Below are 23343 nucleotides of genomic sequence, written 5' to 3'. Positions count from 1 at the left end.
ATAGACAGGGTATTCCCTCATAACGGACTTTATTCTTCCGGATCAAGCGCGCCCGCCCACACCCAGATTCCGCCCAACATTTACTTGACATCTAAACTATCGAAGCCTAAATTACATTCCAGAGCAAAGTCCACGTGGGAGCCAAACATGCGCATAGTCTGTATCGGCGGCGGGCCGGCCGGGTTGTACTTCGGCCTGTTAATGAAGAGCCGGAACCCGGCGTATGACGTCACGGTGGTCGAGCGCAATCGTCCCTATGACACCTTTGGCTGGGGGGTCGTATTCTCCGACCAGACGCTAGGCAACCTGCGCGCCGCCGACGCTCCGAGCGCGAACGCGATTCTCGACGCCTTCAATCACTGGGACGACATCGAGATCAATTTCCGCGGCCGGCAAATTCGCTCGTCGGGTCACGGCTTCTGCGGTATCGGCCGCAAACGTCTGCTGAATATCCTGCAGGCGCGCTGCGAAGAGCTAGGCGTCAAGCTGGTTTTCGAAACTCAGGTCACGGACGACTCCGCCTACGAAGCCGACCTGATCGTCGCCTGCGACGGCGCCAACAGCGCAATCCGTCAAAAGCACACGGCCACTTACAAGCCTGCGATCGACATGCGCGATTGCCGCTTTGTCTGGCTCGGCACCAAAAAGCTTTTCGACGCCTTCACGTTCGCCTTCGAAGAAACCGAGTTCGGCTGGTTCCAGGCCCACGCCTATCGCTTCGACGACCAAACCTCCACGTTTATTGTGGAAACGCCGGAGCACGTGTGGCGCGCCGCCGGTCTCGACGAAATGAGCAAGGAGGACAGCATCGCCTTCTGCGAGAAGCTGTTCGCCAAGTATCTGGACGGCAACGCATTGCTGTCGAACGCCGCGCATTTGCGCGGGTCGTCGCAATGGATTCGCTTCCCGCGCGTCGTCAACGAAGAATGGGTGCATTGGCGTGGCAACGCCGACGGCACGAAAACGCCTCTCGTACTCATGGGCGACGCGGCGCACACCGCCCACTTCTCGATCGGCTCGGGCACCAAGCTCGCGCTCGAAGATTCGATCGAACTCGCCAACAGCATGGCCGCGCATCCGGGTGATTTGCCCGCTGCATTGAAGCACTACACGGACGTGCGCAGCATCGACGTCTTGCGCATTCAGAATGCCGCGCGCAATTCGACGGAGTGGTTCGAACACGTGGATCGCTATGCGTCGTTCGAACCAGAACAGTTCGCCTATTCGTTGCTGACGCGCTCACAGCGCATTTCGCACGAAAATTTGCGGGAGCGTGACGCAAGCTATCTCTCGACTTTCGAAGACTGGCTCGCACACCGCTCAGGCGTTGACCGCGCGCCCGAACAACACTCCGTACCGCCCATGTTCACGCCCTTCAAGCTGCGCGGCGTCACCCTGAAAAACCGCGTAGTCGTCTCGCCCATGGCGCAATACTCGGCTGTCGACGGCGTCGCCGGCGACTATCACCTGATGCATCTCGGTGCCCGCGCCATGGGCGGAGCCGCGCTGGTCATGACGGAAATGACCTGCGTATCGCCCGAAGCGCGCATCACACCCGCGTGTCCCGGCATGTACGCGCCGGACCATCTCACGGCATGGAAGCGCATCGTCGACCTCGTGCACAGGCAGTCGGACGCCAAGATCGGAATTCAGTTGGGGCACTCTGGCGCCAAAGGCTCGACACGCATTGCGTGGGAAGGCATCGACCAGCCGCTCGACGATGGGAATTGGCCGCTCGTGTCCGCCTCGCCGCAACAGTACCTGAACGGCGTCAGCCAGGTCTCGCGCGAAGCCACCCGTGACGAACTGCACGAAATCGAAGCGCAATTCGCACGCGCCACACAAATGTCCGCGGAAGCAGGCTTCGATTGGCTCGAACTGCACTGCGCACACGGCTACTTTCTGTCGAGTTTCCTGTCGCCGTTGACCAACCAACGCACCGACGAATACGGTGGCTCGCTCGACAATCGTCTGCGCTACCCCTTGCAGATCTTCAAGGCGATCCGCGCAGTCTGGCCGCAAGACAAGCCGATTTCCGTGCGTATTTCCGCTAACGACTGGGTCGAAGGCGGCACCACGCCTGACGACGCCGTACAGATTGCGCGTGCCTTCAAAGCCGCAGGCGCCGACATGATCGACGTCTCGTCGGGCCAGGTCAGCAAGCAGGAAAAACCTGTGTTTGGCCGCATGTTCCAGACACCGTTCGCCGACCGTGTGCGCAACGAAGCCGGCATCGCAACAATCGCCGTCGGCGCGATCTCGGAAGCGGACCACGTGAACAGCATCATCGCGGCGGGCCGCGCGGATCTTTGCGCGATTGCGCGGCCGCATCTGGCAAATCCGTCGTGGACCTTGAACGAGGCCGCAAAAATCGGCTATTTCGATGTCATGTGGCCAAAGCCTTATACAGCGGCCAAGTCGCAACTCGAACGCAATCTTGAACGTGAACGCGCTCAGGCTTCGGCGAACGCCGGTCTATCGCCGCAAGAGCGCGCACAACGCGCAGAGGGAACGTCGTGAACACGTCTACCACAACGCTCGCTGGACAACACGCTGTCGTCACGGGCGGAGGCAGCGGCATCGGTGCGGCAGTGGCTGAAGCGCTGCTGCGCGCCGGCGCGCGCGTCACCTTGATGGGACGCAACGCACAACGTCTCGACGCGCAGCGGGAGCAATTCAACGGGCTCGGCGAGGTCGCCTGTATCAGCGTCGACGTCACCAGCGAAGCATCGGTCGGGAAAGCATTCGCGCAAGCCGGCGCAATCGACATCCTCGTCAACAACGCCGGCCAGGCGCAAGCCGCGCCCTTCACCCACATCGACATGGCGCTCTGGCAGCGCATGCTCGACGTGAACCTCACCGGCGTGTTCCTCGGCACGCGCGCCGTGTTACCCGGCATGCTCGAACGCGGCCACGGCCGCATCGTCAATGTCGCGAGCACGGCGGGGCAAATCGGCTATGCCTACGTCGCGGCGTACTGCGCGGCGAAACACGGTGTCATCGGCCTGACGCGTTCACTCGCACTCGAAGTCGCGACGAAAGGCGTCACCGTGAATGCCGTGTGCCCAGGTTATACGGAGACCGAGCTGCTGCACGCGTCGCTCGAACAGATCACCAGCAAGACCTCGCGCACCGAACAGCAGGCGCGCGAGACCTTGCTTCGTTCGAATCCGCAACATCGCTTCGTCAGCCCGGAGCAAGTCGCCAACGCCGTGCTTTGGCTCTGCCAACCCGGCTCGGATGCGATCACGGGCCAATCCATTTCCATCTCCGGTGGAGAAGTAATGTGACCAAGTCATCGAACATCAACAAACCCTTGCCGGCCGACGTCAAGCCGCCGCGCAAAGGTGTCGCGAAACCCGCGGAGAACGTCGTGGATCTGGAAATGAGCACCGGCGCCGATAGTCATATGGGCCTGCGTTTGTGGCTGCGCATGCTGACCACGACCAATCTCGTGCAAGCCGAACTGCGCAAGCGCCTGCGTAACGAATTCAACACTACGCTGCCGCGTTTCGATTTGATGGCGCAGCTCGAACGTCATCCGGAAGGCCTGAAAATGACCGAGCTGTCGCGCCGCTTGATGGTGACGGGCGGCAATGTGACAGGCATTACGGATCAGCTCGAAAAAGAAGGTCTGGTTTCGCGCGACACCGATCCGAACGACCGCCGCTCGATCAACGTGTGTCTGACGCCCGCGGGCCGCAAGGCGTTCGACAAGATGGCGGTCGCGCATGAGCAATGGGTCGTTGAACTGTTCGGCGGCTTGAGCCTCGACGAAAAATCGCGTACCCATCAGCGCCTCGGCAAACTCAAGAAACATCTGCTCGACAGTCTGAAAGACTGATCCGCACCGAATCGGAGAAAACACTCATGACACGATCCAACACCGACGCGCTGCTAGCCGGCAACCGCCTGACGCTCGCCGGTTACGAGGCGCGGCACTTCGGCTGGTCGGTCGCCGACAAGGTCGCGACGATCACGCTGAACCGCCCCGAACGCAAGAACCCGCTGACATTCGAATCGTATGCGGAGTTGCGCGATCTGTTCCGGCAACTCACCTATGCGACCGACGTGAAAGCGGTCGTGATTCACGGCGCAGGCGAAAACTTCTGCTCCGGCGGCGACGTGCATGACATCATCGCGCCGCTGATCGATCTGCCGATGCCGGAACTGCTGCTGTTCACGCGCATGACCGGCGACCTGGTCAAGGCGATGCGCCATTGCCCGCAGCCCATCATCGCCGCGGTCGATGGCGTATGTGCCGGCGCCGGCGCGATTCTGGCGATGTCGTCCGACATGCGCCTCGGCACCGCGCGCAGCAAGCTCGCGTTTCTGTTCTCGCGCGTCGGCCTCGCGGGTTGCGATATGGGCGCCTGCGCGATCCTGCCGCGCATCATCGGCCAGGGGCGCGCCGCCGAATTGCTGTTCACCGGCCGCTCGGCGAGTGGCGACGAAGGCTACGCATGGGGCTTCTATAACCGCCTGTGCGAACCGGCAGCGCTCCTCCCGGACGCGCAAAAGCTCGCCGCCGACCTCGTCGCCGGTCCGACTTTCGCGCACGGCATCACGAAGACGATGCTGCACCAGGAATGGAGCATGAGCATCGACGAAGCGATCGAATCCGAGGCGCAAGCTCAGGCGATCTGCATGAGCACGCGCGATTTCGAACGTGCATATAGCGCGTTTGCCGCGAAGTCGCGCCCGGTGTTCGAGGGAGATTGAATTGAGCACTCACAGCGAAATGGATTTGCACAGCGCACTGGCCTGGCCGTTTTTCGAACCGCGCCATCGCGAACTGGCCGCAGGTATCGAAGCATGGTGCCGCGAGAATCTCTCGCATGTCGCGCACGATGATGTCGATGCGACCTGCCGTGCCTTGGTCCGTGAACTCGGTTCGGCGGGCTGGCTGAAATACGGCGTCGGCGGCGTCGCCTACGGCGGGCATGGCGACACCATCGACACACGCGCTGTGTGCCTGCTGCGCGAAACGCTCGCCAAACATTCCGGACTCGCGGATTTCGCATTAGCGATGCAAGGGCTCGGCTCAGGCGCGATCTCGCTCGGCGGCACGCATGAGCAAAAGTCGCGCTACTTGCCGCGGGTCGCAAACGGCACGGCCATCGCCGCCTTCGCTTTGTCGGAACCGGAAGCGGGCTCGGACGTTGCCGCGATGTCCCTCTCAGCGCGCGAAGACGGCGACTTCTACGTACTCGACGGCGACAAGACGTGGATCTCCAACGGCGGCATCGCCGATTTCTACGTAGTGTTCGCGAGAACCGGCGAAGCGCCGGGCGCACGCGGCATTACCGCCTTCATCGTCGATGCCGACACGCCGGGGCTGGAAATCGCCGAACGCATCGACGTGATCGCCCCGCATCCGCTAGCGCGTTTGCACTTTGCCGGCGCACGCGTGCCGCGCAGCCAGATGCTCGGTGCGCCCGGTGAAGGTTTCAAGCTCGCGATGCGTACGCTGGATATATTCCGCACGTCGGTGGCGGCGGCTTCCTTGGGCTTCGCGCGGCACGCGATGGCTGAGGGTCTCTCGCGTGCATCGTCGCGCAAGATGTTCGGACAGACGCTCGGTGATTTTCAGTTGACGCAAGCCAAGCTCGCGCAGATGGCATTGACGATCGACAGCAGCGCGTTGCTGGTCTATCGCGCGGCCTGGCTGCGCGATCAGGGCGAAAACGTTACGCGTGAAGCCGCGATGGCCAAATGGCACGCAAGCGAAGGCGCGCAACAGGTGATCGACGCCGCCGTGCAGCTCTATGGCGGCATGGGCGTACAAAGCGGCACAGCCGTCGAGATGCTCTACCGCGAGATTCGAGCGTTGCGGATCTATGAAGGTGCGACTGAAGTGCAGCAGTTGATCGTCGGCCGCGACCTCCTGAAGGCTCACGCTGCGGAACTCGCCAAGGACGCAGCGAAATGAACACGACCTTCGAAAGGCCAGTCCGCATCCGCTTCCAGCACTGCGATCCGGCCGGCATCGTGTTCTTTCCGCAATATCTGGTGATGACCAATGCGTTGGTCGAAGACTGGTTCAACGAAGGCCTGCGGATCGACTATGCGCAGATGATCGCGCAACGCCGCATCGGCTTGCCGATCGTCAAACTCGATTGCGAGTTTTCGCGACCGAGCCAGATGGGTGAAACGATCACGCTTTCGCTCACGGTCACGAAGGCGGGGCGCCGCTCGATCAATCTCGAGATCGTCGGCCAGCACGGCGACGAAACCCGCTTCAGCGCGAAGCAGGTGCTGGTCACGACCTCGCTCGAAAGCGGCACATCCATCGACATTCCCGCAGACATCGCGAGCGCGCTCGCGACGTTCGCCCCACAGCCTGAATCCATCGAGGCGCATCGCTCATGAAAAAAGCTCTCCTTCCCGCCGGTTGGATCAAGCCGCGCGGCTACGCAAACGGCGTCGCGGCAACCGGTACGCAAGTGTTCATTGCCGGCCAGATCGGCTGGGACGAACAGGCGCGTTTTCAGACCGCCGACTTCGCGCAACAAGCGATTCAGGCGCTCAAGAACATTCTCGCGGTGCTGCACGAAGCGGGCGGCAGACCCGAACACCTGGTGCGCCTGACGTGGTACGTCACGGATAAGCGCGAATACCTCGCCTCCCTTAAAGATATCGGCCGTGCGTTTCGGGAACTGATCGGCGACTACGACATCGCGATGAGCGCGGTACAGGTCGTGGCGTTGATCGAAGACGAAGCCAAGGTCGAAATCGAAGCGACGGCAGTCGTTCCGCTTTAAGCACACGAAGCACTCGAAGCACGAAAGCCACCAAGCCAACTGAAGCGCAATCAGCCGGCTCATTGCCCGGGAGAACATGATGGAACCGTCAGCACACGTCGATACCTTCGCGCGCGACAATCTTCCGCCGCAGGATCAATGGCCCGTTTTTCTGCTCGACAATCCGGACGTGGCCTACCCGGCGCGCTTCAATTGCGCGACGGAATTGCTCGACGGAACGATCGAAGCGGGACATCGCGACCGTCCGGCAATCTGGTCGGAGGTAGATGGCAAGCCGCAGGCAACCACATACGGTGAATTGCTTGCCCTGGTGAATCGTAGCGCCCATGTGCTGGTCGATGAGATGGGTCTGCAGCCGGGCAACCGCGTGCTGCTGCGCGGACCGAACACCTTGCACATGGCGGTGACGGCGCTCGCCGCGCTGAAGGCCGGCCTCGTCGTGGTGCCTACCATGCCGCTACTGCGTGCGAAAGAACTCAAGCAGATCATCGAGAAGGCGCAAGTCGGCGCCGCGCTGTGCGACGCGCGCCTGACCGATGAACTCGCGCGCTGCATCAATCCTCAGGATGAGTTCTATTGTCCAGGTTTGAAGCAAACGCGCCTGTTTCATGACGATTCCGCCGATTCGCTCGACACGCTCGCGGTCAACAAGCCGGACCACTTCACTGCGTGCGACACCGCCGCAGACGACGTCTGCCTGATCGCCTTCACCAGCGGCACCACGGGCGCACCGAAAGGCTGCATGCATTTTCATCGCGACGTTCTGGCGATGTGCGATCTGTTTCCGCGTCATGTTTTAAAGCCTTCGTCGAGCGATATCTTTTGCGGCACGCCGCCGCTCGCGTTCACATTCGGCCTTGGCGGACTGCTGTGCTTTCCGCTGCGAGTGGGCGCGTCGACGGTGCTGATCGAGCGGCTCACACCTGAGACCTTGCTGCAAGCCGTCGAACGCTTTCACGCAACGATTATGTTCACCGCTCCGACGTTCTATCGGCAAATGGCGCCGCTCGTGGCGCATCACGACGTTTCAAGCCTGCAGAAAACGGTCTCGGCGGGAGAGGCGTTGCCGGATTCAACGCGTCGTTTATGGCACGACGCAACCGGCATCGAGATGATCGACGGGATCGGCGGCACGGAGTTGATCCACATTTTCATCTCGGCGCAAGGCGACGAAATTCGTCCGCATGCCATCGGCCGCGCGGTGCCGGGCTACGTTGTGCAAGCCGTGGACGACGCCATGCAGCCCGTGGCGCCCGGCACGATCGGCAAACTCGCGGTGCGCGGCCCGACAGGCTGCCGCTATCTCGCCGACGCAAGGCAAACCAACTTCGTGCGCGATGGCTGGAACCTTCCCGGCGACTCCGTCTATCTCGACGAGGACGGTTACGTGTTTTATCAGGCCCGCGCCGACGACATGATCGTCTCCGCCGGTTACAACATCTCCGGGCCGGAAGTGGAAAGCGTGCTGTTGCAACACGAGGCGGTGGCCGAATGCGGTGTGATCGGCGTGCCCGACGAAACACGCGGGCAGATCGTCAAAGCTTTCGTGGTGCTGAACCCGGGCTATACGCCGGACGACGAACTGGTCGCGCAACTGCAGGATTTCGTGAAGAACAGCGTGGCGCCGTATAAATACCCGCGCGTGATCTCCTTCATCAAGTCGCTGCCGCGCACGGAAACCGGCAAGCTCAAACGCTTTGAGTTGCGTACGCTCGTGTAGCCCGTCGCCCTTCTTTGTTCGAGGGCGGACGGATACGGAGGCAGGTAAGTAGAGCCACACCTCGGCGCAATATCCCTATGATGTGGCGCTTCACTGGCCAACTTCCCTCGACCCATGCTGATCGTCCATCATCTGAACAACTCCCGCTCGCAACGCGTGTTGTGGCTGCTCGAAGAGCTCGGCGTTCCATACGAGATCAAGCGCTACGAGCGCGACTCAAAAACGATGCTGGCGCCGCCCGAGTTGCGCGCCGTGCATCCGCTCGGCAAGTCGCCCGTTATCACCGACGACGGCCAGACGCTCGCCGAATCGGGTGCGATCATCGAGTATCTGGTCGGCAAATATGGTCAGGGCCGTTTCGCGCCCGCAGCGGGCACGCCCGAACATCTGCGCTACACCTACTGGATGCACTACGCGGAAGGCTCGGCAATGCCGCCGCTGCTGCTCAAGCTGATCGCTCTGCGCATCGCCAGCGCGCCCATGCCGTTCTTCGCCAAACCGATCGCCCGCAAGATCGCCTCGACGCTGCAATCGAGTTTCATCGATCCGCAGTTGAAGCTGCACCTGGGCTACATCAATAAGGAATTGAGCGCGACCGGCTGGTTTGTCGGCAACGATTTCACGGCGGCCGATGTTCAGATGAGCTTTCCGCTCGAAGCCGCCACTGCGCGCGGCGGCATGGAAGGGCAGATTCCCGCCGTCGTCGATTTCCTGAAGCGCATTCACGCGCGGCCCGCCTATCAGCGGGCGCTGGAGCGCGGCGGCAAGTACGAACTGCTGCATGGCGATTGACGGCCCATGCCGCCCAGGAATTCGTAGTTGTGGGTCAAAAGTCGCGGGTGCTAGACTAAAAATTCCCATTGCCATCAACGGGTTGCCGACCGGGTTTCCAACTTCGTGCCGAGCGGCGACGCGTCTGGCACCCCGCTTGCATCTGCTCGCACCCGGCAGCATCCGCTTGATCAAGGCAAAGGAGTCCCTGCATGACCCATTCCATCCACGGCAACAAACGCTGGCTGGCGCTGATCGTTCTGTGCCTCGGCGTACTCATGATCGTGCTCGATACGACGATCGTGAATGTAGCCTTGCCGTCGATCGCCGCGGACCTCGGCTTTACCGAGACCTCGCTGGTGTGGGTGGTCAATGCGTACATGCTCACCTTCGGCGGCTGTCTGCTGCTTGGCGGGCGGCTGGGTGATCTCTACGGCCACCGCAAGCTGTTCCTTGGCGGCATCACGCTGTTCACGCTGGCGTCGCTCGCCTGCGGCATGGCGAATTCGCAAATCCTGCTGGTGTGCGCGCGTGCCGTGCAGGGTCTGGGTGGCGCGGTCGTCTCCGCTGTTTCGCTCTCGCTGATCATGAATCTGTTCACCGAGACCGGCGAACGGGCCAAAGCGATGGGCGTATATGGTTTCGTCTGCGCGGGCGGCGGCAGCATCGGCGTATTGCTCGGCGGTCTGCTGACCAATCTGCTGAGCTGGCACTGGATCTTTCTCGTCAACCTGCCGATCGGCATCGCCGTCTACGCGCTGTGCGTCGCGCTCCTGCCGTCGGCACGCGGTCATGCGCATGGGGAACGGCTCGACGTGGCCGGCGCGGTAACAGTCACCGCTTCGCTGATGCTTGCCGTGTACGCAGTCGTGAACGGTAATGAAGCCGGCTGGACCTCGGCGCAGACGCTGGGCCTGCTGTTCGCCGCGCTCGCGTTGCTGGCCTTGTTTCTCATTATCGAAGCACGCGTGCAGCATCCGTTGATGCCGCTTGGTCTGTTCCGCCTGCGCAATGTCGCGACCGCAAATGTGGTCGGTGTGCTTTGGGCGGCGGCAATGTTCGCGTGGTTCTTCATCTCCGCGTTGTATCTGCAGCGCGTGCTCGGCTACCGGCCTTTGCAGGTCGGGCTCGCGTTTTTGCCGGCCAATCTGATCATGGCGTTCTTTTCGCTGGGACTGTCGGCGCGCGTGGTGATGCGCTTCGGTCTGCGCATTCCGCTTGCCGCCGGGCTGCTCGTCGCGGCGTGTGGCCTCGCGCTGTTCGCACGCGCGCCGGTCAACGGCAACTTCGTGCTCGACGTACTGCCCGGCATGATCCTGCTCGGCTTCGGCGCGGGCATCGCGTTCAATCCCCTGCTGCTGGCCGCCATGAGCGACGTCGATCCGAACGATTCGGGTCTCGCCTCCGGTATCGTCAACACGTCGTTCATGATGGGAGGCGCACTCGGTCTCGCGGTGCTCGCGAGTCTCGCGGCCGCTCGCAGCGACGCGATGCAGGCCTCCGAAAGCGCCGTGGCTGCACTCAATAGCGGCTACCACGTGGCGTTCCTGTTCGGTGCGATCTTCGCGGCGGCGGCGGGTGTGCTGGGCGGTTTATTGTTGCGCCCGGGTCAGCCAGGCGGCGCTCAAGCGGACGCACACGGTCACGGCGCATCTTCTGCATCGGAACATCCTCACGCGGGCGGCAACGAGGCGGCAACAGAAAACTATTGACCTGCGCGGGCCATCGACGAAGCAAGCATACGAAGGAGCTCACATCATGGCGACCGGCACCGACATTTCCACGCTTATCCGCGACTACTTCGCCGCGTATGAACGCAAAGACCGCAGCGCAATCGAGCCGCTCCTCAGCGACGACTTCGCCTTCAGCAGCCCGCGCGACGACCACCTCAGCAAAGCGGCCTACTTCGAACACTGCTGGCCATTCAACGAACAGATCGAACGCATCCACATCGACAGGCTGTTTGTCGAAGACAACGAGGCGTTTGTCACGTACGCCTGCAAGCCGGGAGGCCGCACGGCGTTTCGCAATGCCGAGTTCATTCGCACGAGGAATGGTCAGATTGTGGAAGTGACGGTGTATTTCGGTTCGTCAGCCGAAGATGTTTCGCCGACCTGAGCGTGCTGCCATGACGGCCGAGCACGGCCCATCGCAAAGCCATCCGAGAAATCAACTACAAAACCGCAAGCGCGATCAAACGCGCCGGACCTTGCCTGGCTATGCTGGCTTCATGCAGACATGAGAGCCGATATGAACCCCGTTGGAAAAGCGCTCTGGTTTATCGAAAGTCATTTTGCCCGTGAACTGACGCTCGACGACATCGCCAACTGCGGATGCGTGTCGCGTTTTCACCTGGCGCGTGCTTTCGAAGCGGCCACCGGGCTTTCGGTGATGCGCTACGTTCGCGCGCGCCGCTTGAGTGAAGCGGCACGACACCTCGCCGACGGCGCCCCGGACATTCTGACGGTCGCCGTCGACGCCGGTTACGGTTCTCATGAAGCATTCACGCGGGCGTTTCGCGAGCAATTCGGTCTCACACCCGAAGCGCTGCGCGCGCGTGGTCACCTCGACAACCTTGCTATCGTGGAGCCGATCAAAATGGACGAAACCCTTCTCGCGCATCTCGAACCGCCGCGTTTCGAAGACGGCACAGCTTTTCTCGTCGCGGGCCTAAGCGAGCGCTGCACCAGCACAACGTGCGCCGCGATTCCTTCGCAGTGGCAGCGCTTTGGTGACTACATCGGCAAAGTGCCGGGCCAGGTCGGCAACGTGACGTATGGCGTCGGCTACAACGCCGACGACGCCGGCAATATCGACTATCTGACCGGCGTCGAAGTCAGCGACTTCTCGGCATTGCCCGCCGAACTGAGCCGCTTGCGCATTTCCCCGCAGCGCTACGCCGTCTTCAGCCACCGCGAGCACATCTCGACCGTGCGACGCACCTGGAACACGATCTGGAATCAGTGGCTGCCGGCATCAGGACATATTCCCGCCGATGCGCCGAACTTCGAGCGCTATGACGAGAAGTTCGATCCGGTTAGCGGCATGGGCGGACTCGAAATCTGGCTGCCGTTGAAGGCTTGATTGGAGGGCTCGGTGCGTTGCCTCGCCCGCTACAGATTCTTTCAATATCCTTTTTAAGGCTATATAGCGTAATAACCGAGTAAGCAAAGCGCCACTCCCCGGTAATGCCCGGATGTTCCAATGCGCGTGGGTTTGTGAAACGGTCCCCACGCGCCCGCTCATTTCGCGATGAAACAGCGGACGAAAAACAACTAGCAAAAAACGAAATCCGGAGTTAATACCTATGCTTTCTCGAACTCTTCTATTGGGCTTGTCAGGCATCGCATTAGCCGTCTCGCTGTACGCGTGCGGTGGTCACGATGTGAATTCGAGTGCCCCCGCGTCAGTACAGAATCAATTGACGACAACAACGCCCATTAAGCACGTGGTTGTGATTTATAACGAGAACGTCTCGTTCGACCACTACTTCGCGACGTACCCGGTTGCAACGAACCCGTCGGGCGAACCGGCATTCACGGCTGCTTCAGGCACGCCGACGGTGAACGGTCTGAGCGGCTCGCTGCTGACCAACAATCCGAACTTCATCAACACACTGAACGGCGCGGGCGCTGCGAACCCGTTCCGACTGGACCGCACACAAGCGGCGACAGCCGACCAGAACCACGCCTACACGGCCGAGCAGCAGGCATATAACAACGGTGCCGCCGACCTGTTCCCGTTGCATACCGGTAATGGGTCGAGCGGTGGCGCTGGCGCATTTGGCACGAAGGGCCAGGTCATGGGCTACTTCGACGGCAACACAGTGACGGCGATGTGGAACTGGGCGCAACACTTCGCGATGAGCGATAACGCGTATACGGACACGTATGGCCCGTCGACCCCTGGTGCGCTGGAAGTTGTCTCCGGCCAGAATAACGGCGTGCAATTGGTCAAGACCAGTCAGCAGCCGTTCAATCTGACGACGGCATCCCACTCGTATTACGTCAACGATGGCCAGGGCGGCATCACGCTGATCAATGACGCGGACCCGGCGAACGACCTGTGCTCCAGCGCGACAGACCAGATCCTGATGTCCGGCAAGAACATCGGCGACCTGCTGAATGCGAAGAACATCACATGGGGCGGCTTCATGGGCGGCTTCAACCTCGCAACAGCCAACGCCAATGGCACGACTGGCTGCAAGCGCAGCACGGTGTCGCCGGTGGTCGGTCAGGCAACGTCAGACTACATCCCGCACCACAACTGGTTCCAGTACTTCGCGTCGACGGCAAACGCGCAGCATTTGCGCCCGAGCTCGACGGCTGCCATCGGCCACACGCTTGAATCCGACGGCAAGACGACCGACCCGGCGAATCACCAGTACGACACCGACGATTTCTTTGCTTCGGTGAAGGCGGGTAACTATCCGTCCGTCAGCTTCATCAAGGCGCCGGCGTTCCAGGACGGTCACGCAGGTTATTCCGATCCGCTCGACGAACAGGCGTTCACCGCCAAAATCGTCAACTTCCTGCAGCAACAGCCTGACTGGAACAGCACGGCAGTTATCGTCGCGTGGGACGATTCGGACGGCTGGTACGACCATGCTTATGCGAATCCGACGACCTCGTCGTTCGATGCTCAAGCGGATCAGCTGACCGCCGCCGGCAAGTGCGGTTCGGGAGCGGCTCCGCTCGGCGTGAACGGTGGTGTGGTCAACGGTCGATGCGGCCCGGGCACGCGTATCCCCTTCCTCGTGATTTCGCCGTGGGCGAAGGTCAATTATGTTGACCACACGAGGATTAGCCAGGCATCGGTGGTGCGCTTCATCGAGGACAACTGGCTGGGCAGCCAACGCATCGGTGGCGGCTCGTTCGACGCATCGGCCGGCAGCATCATGAGCCTGTTCAACTTCAGCGGCTTCGGCAACAACCCGACCGTGTTCGTCGACCCGAACCTGGGCTCGGTGGTCCCTTCGGTACCTGCCATCTAAATTCCGCCATTCACATCGGCGCCTGGCGCCGATGTGAAGCGGAGAAGTACTCCGGTGTTGCCATCCCTTAGGGGATGGCAACATTTTTCGTTTTCAGATTCCCTTGCCGTTGCTCATATGCCAGCCTCCCCAGCTCATCCGACGGAAACAAGTCCTATTCAGAGCCAACCCCAGTTCAGCGCCCGGCGCACGCTTAAGCGGGCTGTCGCTGCCGCGGCTGTCGTCGCAGTCGGCCTTTGCGGCTGGGCGCTGCTGTATCCGTCACGCGTGCCTGCAACAGTGGGGGCGATTGTCGAAAACCTCACAGGAGCGAACGCGCATCCCATCGAGCTTCAGCGTCCTGTAGCACCGCCTCAGTTGAGCGCAGTGGCGCAACTTGGGAAGAAAATATTCTTCGACCCGACGCTTTCCGCCTCGGGCCGTCAGTCATGCGCTTCGTGCCACAGCCCGGAGCATGCCTATGCTCCGGCCAATAATCTGGCTGTCCAGTTAGGCGGCCCATCTTTGTCGCAGCAAGGCTACCGGCCACCGCCGTCGCTGATGTACCTCTACCGGCAGCCGAATTTCAGTATCGGCCCAGATACTGGCGACGCGGACAACGCTCCCGATCTGGCGCAGATTGCGAGTCAGGCTTCTGGTGTAGAGCGGGCGCAAAAGAACGCGGGCGTCGCACCCGCAGCGCCTGCGATGGTGCCGCAGGGCGGGATGTTCTGGGACGGCCGCGCGGATACGCTGCAGGCACAAGCATCCGGTCCGCTGCTCAATCCGGTCGAGATGGCGAACGCCAGCACGGCGGATGTCATGGCGAAGCTCGCGCGCACGCCGTACAGGAACGACTTCATCCAGCTTTTTGGGGCGCATGTATTCGAAAACACAACGCTTGCGATGTCCGAGGCAATGTTCGCGGTCGCGCGCTATCAGGTGGAAGAGCAGTCGTTCCACCCGTACACCAGCAAGTACGACTACTGGCTGGAAGGCAAGACACGGCTCAGTCAGGCGGAGCTGCGTGGACTGCGTCTGTTCAACGACCCGGACAAGGCGAACTGCGCCGGCTGCCACCTTTCGAAGCCGGGCACCGACGGCCTGCCGCCGATGTTCACGGACTATCAGTACGAAGCGCTCGGCGTGCCCCGGAACACCCATCTTGCGGCTAACAAGGACCATGGCTTCTTCGACATGGGCATTTGCGGTCCTTTCCGAACGGACCTGAAAGACCAGACGCAATATTGCGGGATGTTCCTCACGCCGACGCTGCGCAACGTGTCGACGCGCAAGGTATTTTTCCACAATGGCGTCTATACCTCGCTTGAGGATGTCATGGCGTTCTATAACGAACGCAATACCGCTCCGCAAAAGTTCTATCCGCGCGGCGCGGATGGAAAGATTCAGAAGTACGATGATCTGCCGATGCAGTTTCACGCAAACATCGACGACAAGGACGCTCCTTTCGACCGGAAATTCGGCGACAAGCCCGCGATGACGGATGCGGATATTCGCGACATCATTGCGTTTCTGAAGACGTTGAATGACGGATATCAGGTAGGCGCGCGCTAAGCCATAGCGACTACGCTGGACCCGAAGGGCTGCGCCGATATCGTCGCAGCCCTTTTTTTGAGCCTGCTTTTCATCCAGCGTCCGAACGAGACTGCGAGCGCCGCGTTACTGAGGGGTGCCAGCATTTACCGAACGCAACGCCCCGCTCTGAAAGAGCCTGACATTCTTCTGCCATTTGCACTCCATCATCAGGGAGAGCGGTACGTGGCGACAATATCGGCATGGCACGAACCGAAGCGCATCCGGGCGGCCGACCTCGGGATCCTGTTAGTCCTTTTAATATGATGACGTCACTACTTCAACGGAAAAGGAAATGGTCGGATAGTACCGGTGACAATCAAGGAGGTTTCACCATGCGTATCTTTCTGACCGGTGCGACAGGCTTCATCGGTGCGACCATCGTTCCCGAACTCATCAAGGCGGGTCATCAGGTGATCGGCATGACGCGTTCGGACGCGGGAGCGCAAGCGCTTATCAATGCAGGGGCCCAGGTGCATCGCGGAACCCTGGAGGATCCGGAGAGCCTGCGCAGCGGCGCGGCAAAAGCAGATGCCGTCATCCACACGGCATTCGATCACGATTTCTCGAGATTCGCGGAGAATTGCGAAAAGGACAGGCATGCGATCGCGGCACTCGGTTCCGCGCTCGCTGGCTCCAACCGCCCTCTGATCATCACCTCCGGGACCGCCTTTGGTAGCGGTGAGGATGGTCAACCGGCAACCGAAGATGCCTTCAATACCAGTCGTCCACATCCGCGGATCGCATCCGAGCTGGCTGGGAATGCTCTCCTGGAGGCAGGTGTCAACGTGTCGGTGGTCCGGCTACCTCAGGTTCACAACCCGTTCAAGCAGGGTCTCATCACGCCGCTCATTGCTATCGCTCGGGAGAAAGGCGTCTGCGCCTTCGTGGGCGATGGCAGTAACCGCTTTCCGGCAGGCCATGTCTCCGATGTGGCGCGTCTCTATCGGCTCGCCCTAGAAAGACGCGAAAAGGGGGCACGGTATCACGCGGTCGGCGAAGAAGGGATCAGTACCCGCGAAATCGCCGAGGCGCTTGGCCGGGGTCTGAACTTGCCCGTCGTTTCGATCAACCCGGATGAAGCGGCGTCGCATTTCGGATGGATGGCAATGTTCATCGACCAGGATATGCCGGCCTCCAGTGTCCAGACCCAGGCCCGGTTGGACTGGCATCCAACCGGCCCGACACTCATCGCCGACCTCAACGAGGCGCGGTATGTCATGGACGAAACGCGCGATCAGGGCGTCCAGCGATAAACGGTGACGCTGGAGCCCTTGACGTTGTTCTTCGTGACCACGTACTCGCCCGTCGATCGAAGGTATGCCCTGATGCCGTACATCGAATCGATGGCGCTGCTGGCATCCACGGCACCGCTATTGGTGTCGACCAGCGTGGCGTCGAGGTTGCCGGTAGCGAGATTGAAGGCGTCGATGTTCGGCAAGGCTTGCCCGCTGCCGCTGAACCAGTAGCCGACGAAGAGATAGCTGCCGGCCGCGTCAATCGACTTGGCGCCGGCGTGGGGGAGGTTGATCACCGGATTGGGTGCCGTGGTGTTGCCCGCGCTCCAGCCGTGATACACCTCGATCCGCGTGCCTATCGACGTCCAGTCGGTACTCCCAACGACGCCCTGTCCGAGAATCATGGTGTCGCTGTCCGCGAGGTAGACGATGCGCGTCAGCGGCTTGATGCTCTCGGGAATCCGGATAGGGATACCGGGCCCCCAGGTTGGCTTGCCGCTGGCATCGAAGCCGGTCAGCGGGTAGTGGTAGATGTAACCGGTCTTGTCCAGGCCAGCCCACACGCCTCCCTTGCTGTCGATGCAGAATCCGTCCCTGACCGATGCGGTCGTCTTGAACGCCGTACCGGGAAGCGTGGCGTCCGGTATGGCGATGTAGCCATTCGCAGCATTGAAGTGGAAGAAATAGAAGGTATCGGGATTCTGGCTGAACGCCACGAGGATCCGGTTGGCACCGACGGCGGCAAGTTGACTGAAGTGCTCATCCCGTGCGCGATCGTTCATGTTGATGCGCGGGTCAGACGGGTAGGTGAACGGATCGACGGTGTTCGCGACGAAGGTGCCTCCAGCGCTCCCGGTGTAGATGTTGGTGCCGCCATAGAACAAGGCACCATCCGTGGCCGGGTCCGGGGCGGCGATGCCCTCGAAGTTGAGGGACTGTAGCGTCCACCGCAGGCTGCCGGCAGTGTTATACGCATGAATGTCGGTGCCGCCGTTGCGGCCCAGGTCCCAGCTGCCGCCCCACGGATTGTTGAGCACATAGAGGTTGCCTGCGGTGTCCTTGCCGATGCCCGTGACACGGGTGAAGCGTTTCGCGCCGACCTGGCCTTTGATTCCCGTCGTGGTGTCGAGATAACCGCCCTGGATGCCGAATGTGCCGGCCAGCGTCGGCGTGCCCGAGAGCTTGTAGCGCTTGATGTTCATGTCGGGGCCTTCGTCCCCGACCATGAGCTGCCCCGACGACGCATCGAAATAGAGCGCCGACGGCTGCGACCCGCTGGGCATCCGGATGGTATTCAGCAAGGCGCCGGTTGGACTGAACTCGACGATCGAACCCTCGCTCTTCTGTGCGGCCCAGAGGTTGCCTGCGCCATCCAGTGCGAGGGCGCCCGGGCCCGAGACGTTGACGTCCCGCTGCCAGACACCGCCGGTCGTGAAGATCCGGACGCGATTGCCATAGAAGTCGCTCGCATAGAGGAGCGAGCCCGCCGTGGCGAGTCCGGTGATGACGTCGACCCGAGGCTGGTTGCTCAATGCACTGACCTGAATCAGAAGATCGCGAGCCCTGGTGGTGCGGTTGTATCGTCCCACCGCGCCGCTTCCGTACGACCCGCCGGGCTGCAGTGCCACGAAGATCGACGTCGCGTTGCCCGTGATCGCGCTGCCCTGAAACTCGCCGTGCGCGCCGATCGAGCCGAAGCTTTTGCCGTTCTGGTAGATTGCGACGCCACCCTCGTACTCGTCCCACATGGAGGCCGTATAGATGACGCCTTCGGGCGCGACCCACATGGAACGCGCGGTGTTACCCACGTGGGCGGCGAGGGTGCCATAGGTGTTCGCCAGCCAGTCGGTGGTGTTTTGCGCCTGACAGGCCGGCGCGATCGTGGCGATCGCTGCGGCGAGAAGCGCAGCATGAATTCGTTTTCTTTCGACCATGACTGCAGCTCTCCAGAATGTAGCGACCATTCACGTAAATGGTCGGCCAGCCAGATTTCTTGAAATACGTGATCGGTAAAAATTTTCTCGAGACCATCTAGCGCGGTCTTTATTACATGCAGCGTACCGTCGACAAGTTGCAGGGCGATGAAAACGCATGCTGAAAGTGGCGCGCAAAAAAATTGCCCCTCCGCATCGCACCATATCATCTACGCGATCCCCGATGGGCATCTACACCGCTTCATCAAATGAAGTACTTCACGTCGGCTTCTCTCACGCGTCAAGATCCCTGGCCATGGCCGCAAACCGTTTGCGCGCAAGGTCGAGCGCGTCAGCACCCAGCAGCAGATGCATGAGTGGCCGCTTCGCCTTTAATGCTTCAGTGATTGCAAGCGCGCCTTTCGCCGGATCGCTGTGTTGCTCTCCGTGTGAATCGAGCAGCGCATCGCATTGCTTGCCCAGTTCCTCTTAAAACTCAGGAATACAAATTATTTATTGCTAGATTAACCGGCCACAAGAAACAGTCCTGAACGTACAGGGTTCGACTACCGTCACACCGATAAATCACTTACGAAAACCAGGTTCTCCTGAGAAACGAAGCGAAAGCGAAGATCAATCAACGCCCGCTGCCAATGCCGGAATCGGTTAGACGTCGCTCGGTGCGCCGATTGATTTCGTTTGCCTGAATGCGCTGTGAGACCCAATGAAACCATGTCCCCAGTCGGGATGTCGCGAGTGCGGCGGCCACCCCAAGGCAGTTTCATCGCTGAAACACTTTCGCTGAAATCCGCCGCTCGCTGGAGAGCCATCGCCCCGTCCCGCGCTTTCCGTCAACCATGGCCCGGTTGTTGCTTGATTACTGACTTTCACGCGTCCATGCCGATCCGGTCTGGAGCAACGCCAATAATGGGTGACGAAAATGATCTCGCCTTACCGCTTCGCCGCAGCAGCATCGGCACTCCTGCTTGGCTGCATCGCTTCTTCTGCGCTAGCCGATGACGAGCAGAAGCTGTCGAAAGAAGACCTGATGCAAGTTGTTCCGGACTCGAAAGTTCTCAGCACCAGCCCGAAGGGCAATGTCCGGCGCTGGACGAACGACCCTTCGGGCAATTTTGTCGCTAACTGGGAGTCGCCGCCGCAGGTCAAACACTCGACAGGCAACGCTCAAGGCACCTGGAATGTGAACGACAAGGGGCAATATTGCGTACACATCGAGTGGGAACACCTACAAACCGAAGGGTGGTGCGCGTTCCTGCAAAAGACCGCGGATGGGAAGTACGGTATCGCCAGTGAGGGGCACAGCACGTGGATACCGACCACGTTCGAACTCAGCAAGTAGGCGGCTGGATCGGCAGAGGACCAACGGTCCGCCGCGAGTCGCGGCCGGGAGCAGGCCATCGTGTGCACATTATCAGCCCTCGGGAACCAGGTGCTTGCCGGACAGGTTTGCTGACGTGAATGCTTGCTTCGGCCGATTGGCAGTCGGTGCGCGCGCAACCATCGCGCGCGGCTTGTTGGCCACTGCGGCCAATCAACTACTGGTCAAGGGTCGGTTACGGGAAAGTGGAATCCTCGTTGGCAACCCTGCTGTAAAGGATTTGTAGGATACCTAGCTGTGTCCATGCCGGTTACTCACTCTTCGAACACGCACGATCGCCCCAAACGCTGACCGCCCCCAGTTCCGCCGTGCAACGTTCAAGCATCGAGGTAGTGCTTACCGCGCAACAAGGTTATTCTTCGCTACACCACCACTACCCCGGAGCGTCCCATGCAGACAGTCCGTCGTTTCGCGTTCCTTGCGTTGACATGCAGTGTCATCGGTTTGTCCCATTCATCGAACGCATCGGCCGACTCTGCCGATCCACAACGAAGCCTCATGCAGGTCGTCTCGTTCGGGGACAGTCTCTCAGACGTTGGCACCTACGCGTACGCCCGACAATTTGGTGGCGGCACCTACACCACTAATCCGGGCGCTATCTCCGTACAGGTGATCGCGGAACATTATGGGTCGAGCCTGACGCCCGCGTTGACGGGCGGCTTCGGGCAACCGAGCGTCGTTCATCCCGAAGGATTTGGCTACGCCCAGGGCGGCGCCCGAGTCGCCGGGCCGCCGAACCCCGGCGACGCAACGGGCGACACCGGCGAGTTACAGACTCCACTGACCTCACAGGTGGCCGCCTATCTCCAGTTGCATAAACGCTTCACCGGCCAGCAACTCGTACTGATGCAAGGCGGAGCCAATGACGTTCAGGACGCCTATGGCGCATGGGCGGGAATGGTGGCGAATGGCGGCGATCCGGGCGCCTCTTTGCAGGCAGTGCTACCTTCACTGAGACAGGCAGCGCAACAATTTGCTGGACTGGTGCACAACGTGCAACAACACGGTGCCACACATATCGTTTTACAAAACGTGCCGGACATCAGCAAGGCGCCGATCGCAAACCTTCTCGAGCAGCAACTACCCGGCTCCACAAAAGTGCTTCGGCGTATGGCGCAGGCATTCAACGCCGCGCTGGATGACGCGCTCCCTTCTTCGCCGGCCGTGCTGCGGATCGACGCGTTCACCTTCATTGATGACGTATCGAAGAACTATCGCCAACTTGGTTTTCGCTTCGACGGCAGCATCGGCACCAACGTAGCATGCGCGCCGGCAAACCTGCCCCCGGCATTTCAGGCCGATGACACGAGCGCGCTCTTCTGCTCGCGCTCGACGTATGTCTCCCCGCATGCTGACAACATCTACATGTTCGCCGACGCTTACCATCCGACGACTCACCTGCAAAAACTCATAGCGGACTACGTCGTGGTGCGAATCGACACGTGGTTGCACGAATAGGTTACCGCCCTAGCCCTTCGTTGCCCCGAACGTGATCCCGGCAACGAAGGGCCACTGCACGGCGAAGAACATCATGACCGAACGCAGCGCCGCCAGTATCGATGCCGCTGGCATCTTTTCGGCTCTGACGATGCTCTAAAGCTTGACGGAACCAGGGAGTGCTCGAGCAATTTCAGCCGCCTTGAGCGTGGCCTCATGGCGTCCCATGCCAAACATGCTGAGTGCAGCGACGATAGCGGGAATCGCTATCAGCACGAACATGATGGGCAGGCCCAGATGCATGGCTAGCAGCACTCCACCGACCATCGAACCTACGATCGAACCCACCCGGCCAATGCCGAGTGCCCAACTCACGCCGGAGGCGCGGCTGGCGGTTGGATAGTAGGCCGCCGCCAGCGCATTGACGCCGGTCTGCGAGCCGCCGGTCCCAAGACCCGCCCCAAAGACTGCCAGCACCAGCATCGGCAACGACGAAGCGACGCCGATGAACAGGATAAACATGGCGGCAATAAGGTAGGAACTCGCGAGCACCAGACAGGGACTGTGCCTGTCCATCAAGCGGCCGATCAGCACGGCGCCGACCGTGCTGCCCAGGGGCAGCGCTGCGGCGATCAGCGCAGTCATACCCAGAGGGACGCCTGTGTTGTTAATGACTGTCGGCAGCCAGCTCGTAAGCAGGTAATACACCAGCAGACTCATGAAGAAGGTCAGCCAGAGGCAGACGGTGCCGACGATCACGCCTTTGCTGAAAAGATTGCGGACCGCAGAGCCCTTGACCTTGTTCTCGGGGACAGTGAACGTTGCGTGGTCGAGCGGCTCCTGCGGTGCGATGCGCCGGAGCGTGCGAGCCACCTGCGCCTGCTTCCGGCCGGACAACGCCAGGTACCGGACAGACTCGGGCAGAAGCCATACCAGAACCGGCACCAGCATCAGCGGCACTGCCCCGCCGAATAGCAGCACGCCCTGCCAGCCATGCAGCGGAATGATCTGCGAGGCGACCACGCCCCCCAATGCCCCGCCTAACGTGAAGCCGCAGAACATGCTCGTCACTAATAACGAGCGCTGTTTCTCGGGACCGAATTCGGATGTCATCGTAATGGCCGTCGGCATGGCCCCGCCAAGGCCCAGGCCAGTCAGGAATCGCAACAGGATGAGTTCGCGCAGAGAAGTCGCGTACGCGGACCACAGACACATGGCACCGAAAAACGCCACGGAAAGGCAGAGTATGGGCTTGCGCCCAAACCTGTCGGCAAGCGGACCAAACAGGAGCGCGCCTATCATCAGACCAAACAGGCCGCCTCCGAACATAGGCGCCAACTGAAGCGCGCTCAATGCCCATTGCTTCCTGATGACAGGCGCGATAAATCCGGCGCTTGCCGTATCGAAACCATCGAAAGCGACTGTCAGGAAACACAGGGCTACGATCAGAAGCTGATACGTTGACAGCTTGTGCGAGTTAATGAAGTCCTGAACATCAACCGTTCTGATTGTCGCCATGGCGTTCTCCCTGCAGTC

19 protein-coding genes and 1 pseudogene are annotated in these 23343 nt (G+C 61.0%); 17 read left to right on the top strand and 3 right to left on the bottom strand.

Translation table 11 applies throughout. The features are described from left to right. Nucleotides 1-147 precede the first annotated feature (147 nt). The 15 genes from KHO23_RS11680 (at nt 148) to KHO23_RS11610 (ending at nt 17076) form a co-directional block, all read left to right on the top strand. Nucleotides 148-2520, top strand: coding sequence for a bifunctional salicylyl-CoA 5-hydroxylase/oxidoreductase (locus KHO23_RS11680; RefSeq protein WP_211611229.1), 2373 nt, complete (start codon nt 148-150; stop codon nt 2518-2520). Beyond that, on the top strand, nt 2517-3290 hold the full coding sequence (locus KHO23_RS11675; protein ID WP_211611228.1) for an SDR family NAD(P)-dependent oxidoreductase: 774 nt from the start codon (nt 2517-2519) through the stop codon (nt 3288-3290). Before KHO23_RS11680 ends, KHO23_RS11675 begins: the two co-directional genes overlap by 4 nt. Then, nucleotides 3287-3844, top strand: coding sequence for a MarR family winged helix-turn-helix transcriptional regulator (locus KHO23_RS11670; protein WP_211611227.1), 558 nt, complete (start codon nt 3287-3289; stop codon nt 3842-3844). The genes KHO23_RS11675 and KHO23_RS11670 overlap by 4 nt, the downstream gene beginning before the upstream one ends. 26 nt (nt 3845-3870) lie before the next feature. Next, nucleotides 3871-4722 (top strand): enoyl-CoA hydratase family protein, encoded by an 852-nt coding sequence (locus KHO23_RS11665; protein WP_211611226.1) that lies wholly within the window; start codon nt 3871-3873, stop codon nt 4720-4722. A gap of 19 nt (nt 4723-4741) precedes the next feature. Next, nucleotides 4742-5932, top strand: a complete 1191-nt coding sequence (locus tag KHO23_RS11660) for an acyl-CoA dehydrogenase family protein (RefSeq protein WP_407946051.1) — start codon at nt 4742-4744, stop codon at nt 5930-5932. Continuing rightward, complete coding sequence (locus KHO23_RS11655) at nt 5929-6372, top strand: acyl-CoA thioesterase (RefSeq protein ID WP_211611224.1); 444 nt, start codon at nt 5929-5931, stop codon at nt 6370-6372. The genes KHO23_RS11660 and KHO23_RS11655 overlap by 4 nt, the downstream gene beginning before the upstream one ends. Continuing rightward, nucleotides 6369-6764: a RidA family protein gene (locus KHO23_RS11650; RefSeq protein WP_211611223.1), complete on the top strand. Its 396-nt coding sequence runs from the start codon at nt 6369-6371 to the stop codon at nt 6762-6764. Before KHO23_RS11655 ends, KHO23_RS11650 begins: the two co-directional genes overlap by 4 nt. A gap of 79 nt (nt 6765-6843) precedes the next feature. Continuing rightward, nucleotides 6844-8484, top strand: coding sequence for an AMP-binding protein (locus KHO23_RS11645; protein WP_211611664.1), 1641 nt, complete (start codon nt 6844-6846; stop codon nt 8482-8484). A gap of 114 nt (nt 8485-8598) precedes the next feature. Further along, nucleotides 8599-9276, top strand: coding sequence for a glutathione S-transferase (locus KHO23_RS11640; protein WP_211611222.1), 678 nt, complete (start codon nt 8599-8601; stop codon nt 9274-9276). Nucleotides 9277-9467: 191 nt separating this feature from the next. Beyond that, nucleotides 9468-10967, top strand: coding sequence for a DHA2 family efflux MFS transporter permease subunit (locus KHO23_RS11635; protein WP_211611221.1), 1500 nt, complete (start codon nt 9468-9470; stop codon nt 10965-10967). A gap of 46 nt (nt 10968-11013) precedes the next feature. Then, on the top strand, nt 11014-11373 hold the full coding sequence (locus KHO23_RS11630; RefSeq protein ID WP_211611220.1) for a nuclear transport factor 2 family protein: 360 nt from the start codon (nt 11014-11016) through the stop codon (nt 11371-11373). Between the two features lie 132 nt (nt 11374-11505). After that, the gene (locus KHO23_RS11625; RefSeq protein WP_211611219.1) at nt 11506-12339 is read left to right on the top strand and encodes an AraC family transcriptional regulator; all 834 of its coding nucleotides are present in this window, start codon (nt 11506-11508) and stop codon (nt 12337-12339) included. 223 nt (nt 12340-12562) lie between these two features. Then, on the top strand, nt 12563-14248 hold the full coding sequence (locus KHO23_RS11620; RefSeq protein ID WP_211611218.1) for a phospholipase C: 1686 nt from the start codon (nt 12563-12565) through the stop codon (nt 14246-14248). Between the two features lie 117 nt (nt 14249-14365). Next, on the top strand, nt 14366-15802 hold the full coding sequence (locus KHO23_RS11615; protein ID WP_211611217.1) for a cytochrome-c peroxidase: 1437 nt from the start codon (nt 14366-14368) through the stop codon (nt 15800-15802). Nucleotides 15803-16155: 353 nt separating this feature from the next. Further along, nucleotides 16156-17076: an SDR family oxidoreductase gene (locus tag KHO23_RS11610; RefSeq protein ID WP_211611216.1), complete on the top strand. Its 921-nt coding sequence runs from the start codon at nt 16156-16158 to the stop codon at nt 17074-17076. On the opposite strand, the gene KHO23_RS11605 is transcribed toward KHO23_RS11610, so the two are convergent. Continuing rightward, nucleotides 17058-18992, bottom strand: a complete 1935-nt coding sequence (locus KHO23_RS11605; RefSeq protein WP_211611215.1) for an NHL repeat-containing protein — start codon at nt 18990-18992, stop codon at nt 17058-17060. The genes KHO23_RS11610 and KHO23_RS11605 overlap by 19 nt on opposite strands. Nucleotides 18993-19911: 919 nt before the next feature. Between KHO23_RS11605 and KHO23_RS11600 the strand changes: the two genes are divergently transcribed. Both KHO23_RS11600 and KHO23_RS11595 read left to right on the top strand, forming a co-directional pair. Further along, nucleotides 19912-20331 carry a DUF995 domain-containing protein gene (locus KHO23_RS11600; RefSeq protein ID WP_211611214.1) on the top strand — a complete coding sequence of 140 codons (420 nt, stop codon included), beginning with the start codon at nt 19912-19914 and terminating at the stop codon, nt 20329-20331. A gap of 429 nt (nt 20332-20760) precedes the next feature. After that, complete coding sequence (locus KHO23_RS11595) at nt 20761-21828, top strand: SGNH/GDSL hydrolase family protein (protein ID WP_211611213.1); 1068 nt, start codon at nt 20761-20763, stop codon at nt 21826-21828. A gap of 9 nt (nt 21829-21837) precedes the next feature. Here the strand turns inward: KHO23_RS11595 and KHO23_RS11590 are convergent. Then, nucleotides 21838-21936: pseudogene (locus tag KHO23_RS11590) on the bottom strand (carbohydrate ABC transporter permease); the annotation flags it as partial. Nucleotides 21937-21963: 27 nt separating this feature from the next. After that, on the bottom strand, nt 21964-23325 hold the full coding sequence (locus KHO23_RS11585; RefSeq protein ID WP_211611212.1) for an MFS transporter: 1362 nt from the start codon (nt 23323-23325) through the stop codon (nt 21964-21966). Nucleotides 23326-23343 lie beyond the last annotated feature (18 nt).

It is taken from the genome of Paraburkholderia haematera (assembly GCF_905220975.1).
GTDB lineage: Bacteria > Pseudomonadota > Gammaproteobacteria > Burkholderiales > Burkholderiaceae > Paraburkholderia > Paraburkholderia haematera.
Note: the sequence above shows the minus strand (reverse complement) of the source record. Positions and strands in the feature narration are given on the sequence as shown.

Excerpts from the sequence above, each read along its gene's own strand:
- KHO23_RS11645 (WP_211611664.1), top strand. The coding sequence starts at position 6,844 with ATGGAACCGTCAGCACACGTCGATACCTTCGCGCGCGACAATCTTCCG.
- KHO23_RS11625 (WP_211611219.1), top strand. The coding sequence starts at position 11,506 with ATGAACCCCGTTGGAAAAGCGCTCTGGTTTATCGAAAGTCATTTTGCC.
- KHO23_RS11585 (WP_211611212.1), bottom strand. The coding sequence starts at position 23,325 with ATGGCGACAATCAGAACGGTTGATGTTCAGGACTTCATTAACTCGCAC.
- KHO23_RS11630 (WP_211611220.1), top strand. The coding sequence starts at position 11,014 with ATGGCGACCGGCACCGACATTTCCACGCTTATCCGCGACTACTTCGCC.
- KHO23_RS11610 (WP_211611216.1), top strand. The coding sequence starts at position 16,156 with ATGCGTATCTTTCTGACCGGTGCGACAGGCTTCATCGGTGCGACCATC.
- KHO23_RS11635 (WP_211611221.1), top strand. The coding sequence starts at position 9,468 with ATGACCCATTCCATCCACGGCAACAAACGCTGGCTGGCGCTGATCGTT.
- KHO23_RS11680 (WP_211611229.1), top strand. The coding sequence starts at position 148 with ATGCGCATAGTCTGTATCGGCGGCGGGCCGGCCGGGTTGTACTTCGGC.
- KHO23_RS11655 (WP_211611224.1), top strand. The coding sequence starts at position 5,929 with ATGAACACGACCTTCGAAAGGCCAGTCCGCATCCGCTTCCAGCACTGC.
- KHO23_RS11620 (WP_211611218.1), top strand. The coding sequence starts at position 12,563 with ATGCTTTCTCGAACTCTTCTATTGGGCTTGTCAGGCATCGCATTAGCC.
- KHO23_RS11640 (WP_211611222.1), top strand. The coding sequence starts at position 8,599 with ATGCTGATCGTCCATCATCTGAACAACTCCCGCTCGCAACGCGTGTTG.
- KHO23_RS11650 (WP_211611223.1), top strand. The coding sequence starts at position 6,369 with ATGAAAAAAGCTCTCCTTCCCGCCGGTTGGATCAAGCCGCGCGGCTAC.
- KHO23_RS11600 (WP_211611214.1), top strand. The coding sequence starts at position 19,912 with ATGATCTCGCCTTACCGCTTCGCCGCAGCAGCATCGGCACTCCTGCTT.
- KHO23_RS11605 (WP_211611215.1), bottom strand. The coding sequence starts at position 18,992 with ATGGTCGAAAGAAAACGAATTCATGCTGCGCTTCTCGCCGCAGCGATC.
- KHO23_RS11665 (WP_211611226.1), top strand. The coding sequence starts at position 3,871 with ATGACACGATCCAACACCGACGCGCTGCTAGCCGGCAACCGCCTGACG.
- KHO23_RS11660 (WP_407946051.1), top strand. The coding sequence starts at position 4,742 with ATGGATTTGCACAGCGCACTGGCCTGGCCGTTTTTCGAACCGCGCCAT.
- KHO23_RS11595 (WP_211611213.1), top strand. The coding sequence starts at position 20,761 with ATGCAGACAGTCCGTCGTTTCGCGTTCCTTGCGTTGACATGCAGTGTC.
- KHO23_RS11615 (WP_211611217.1), top strand. The coding sequence starts at position 14,366 with ATGCCAGCCTCCCCAGCTCATCCGACGGAAACAAGTCCTATTCAGAGC.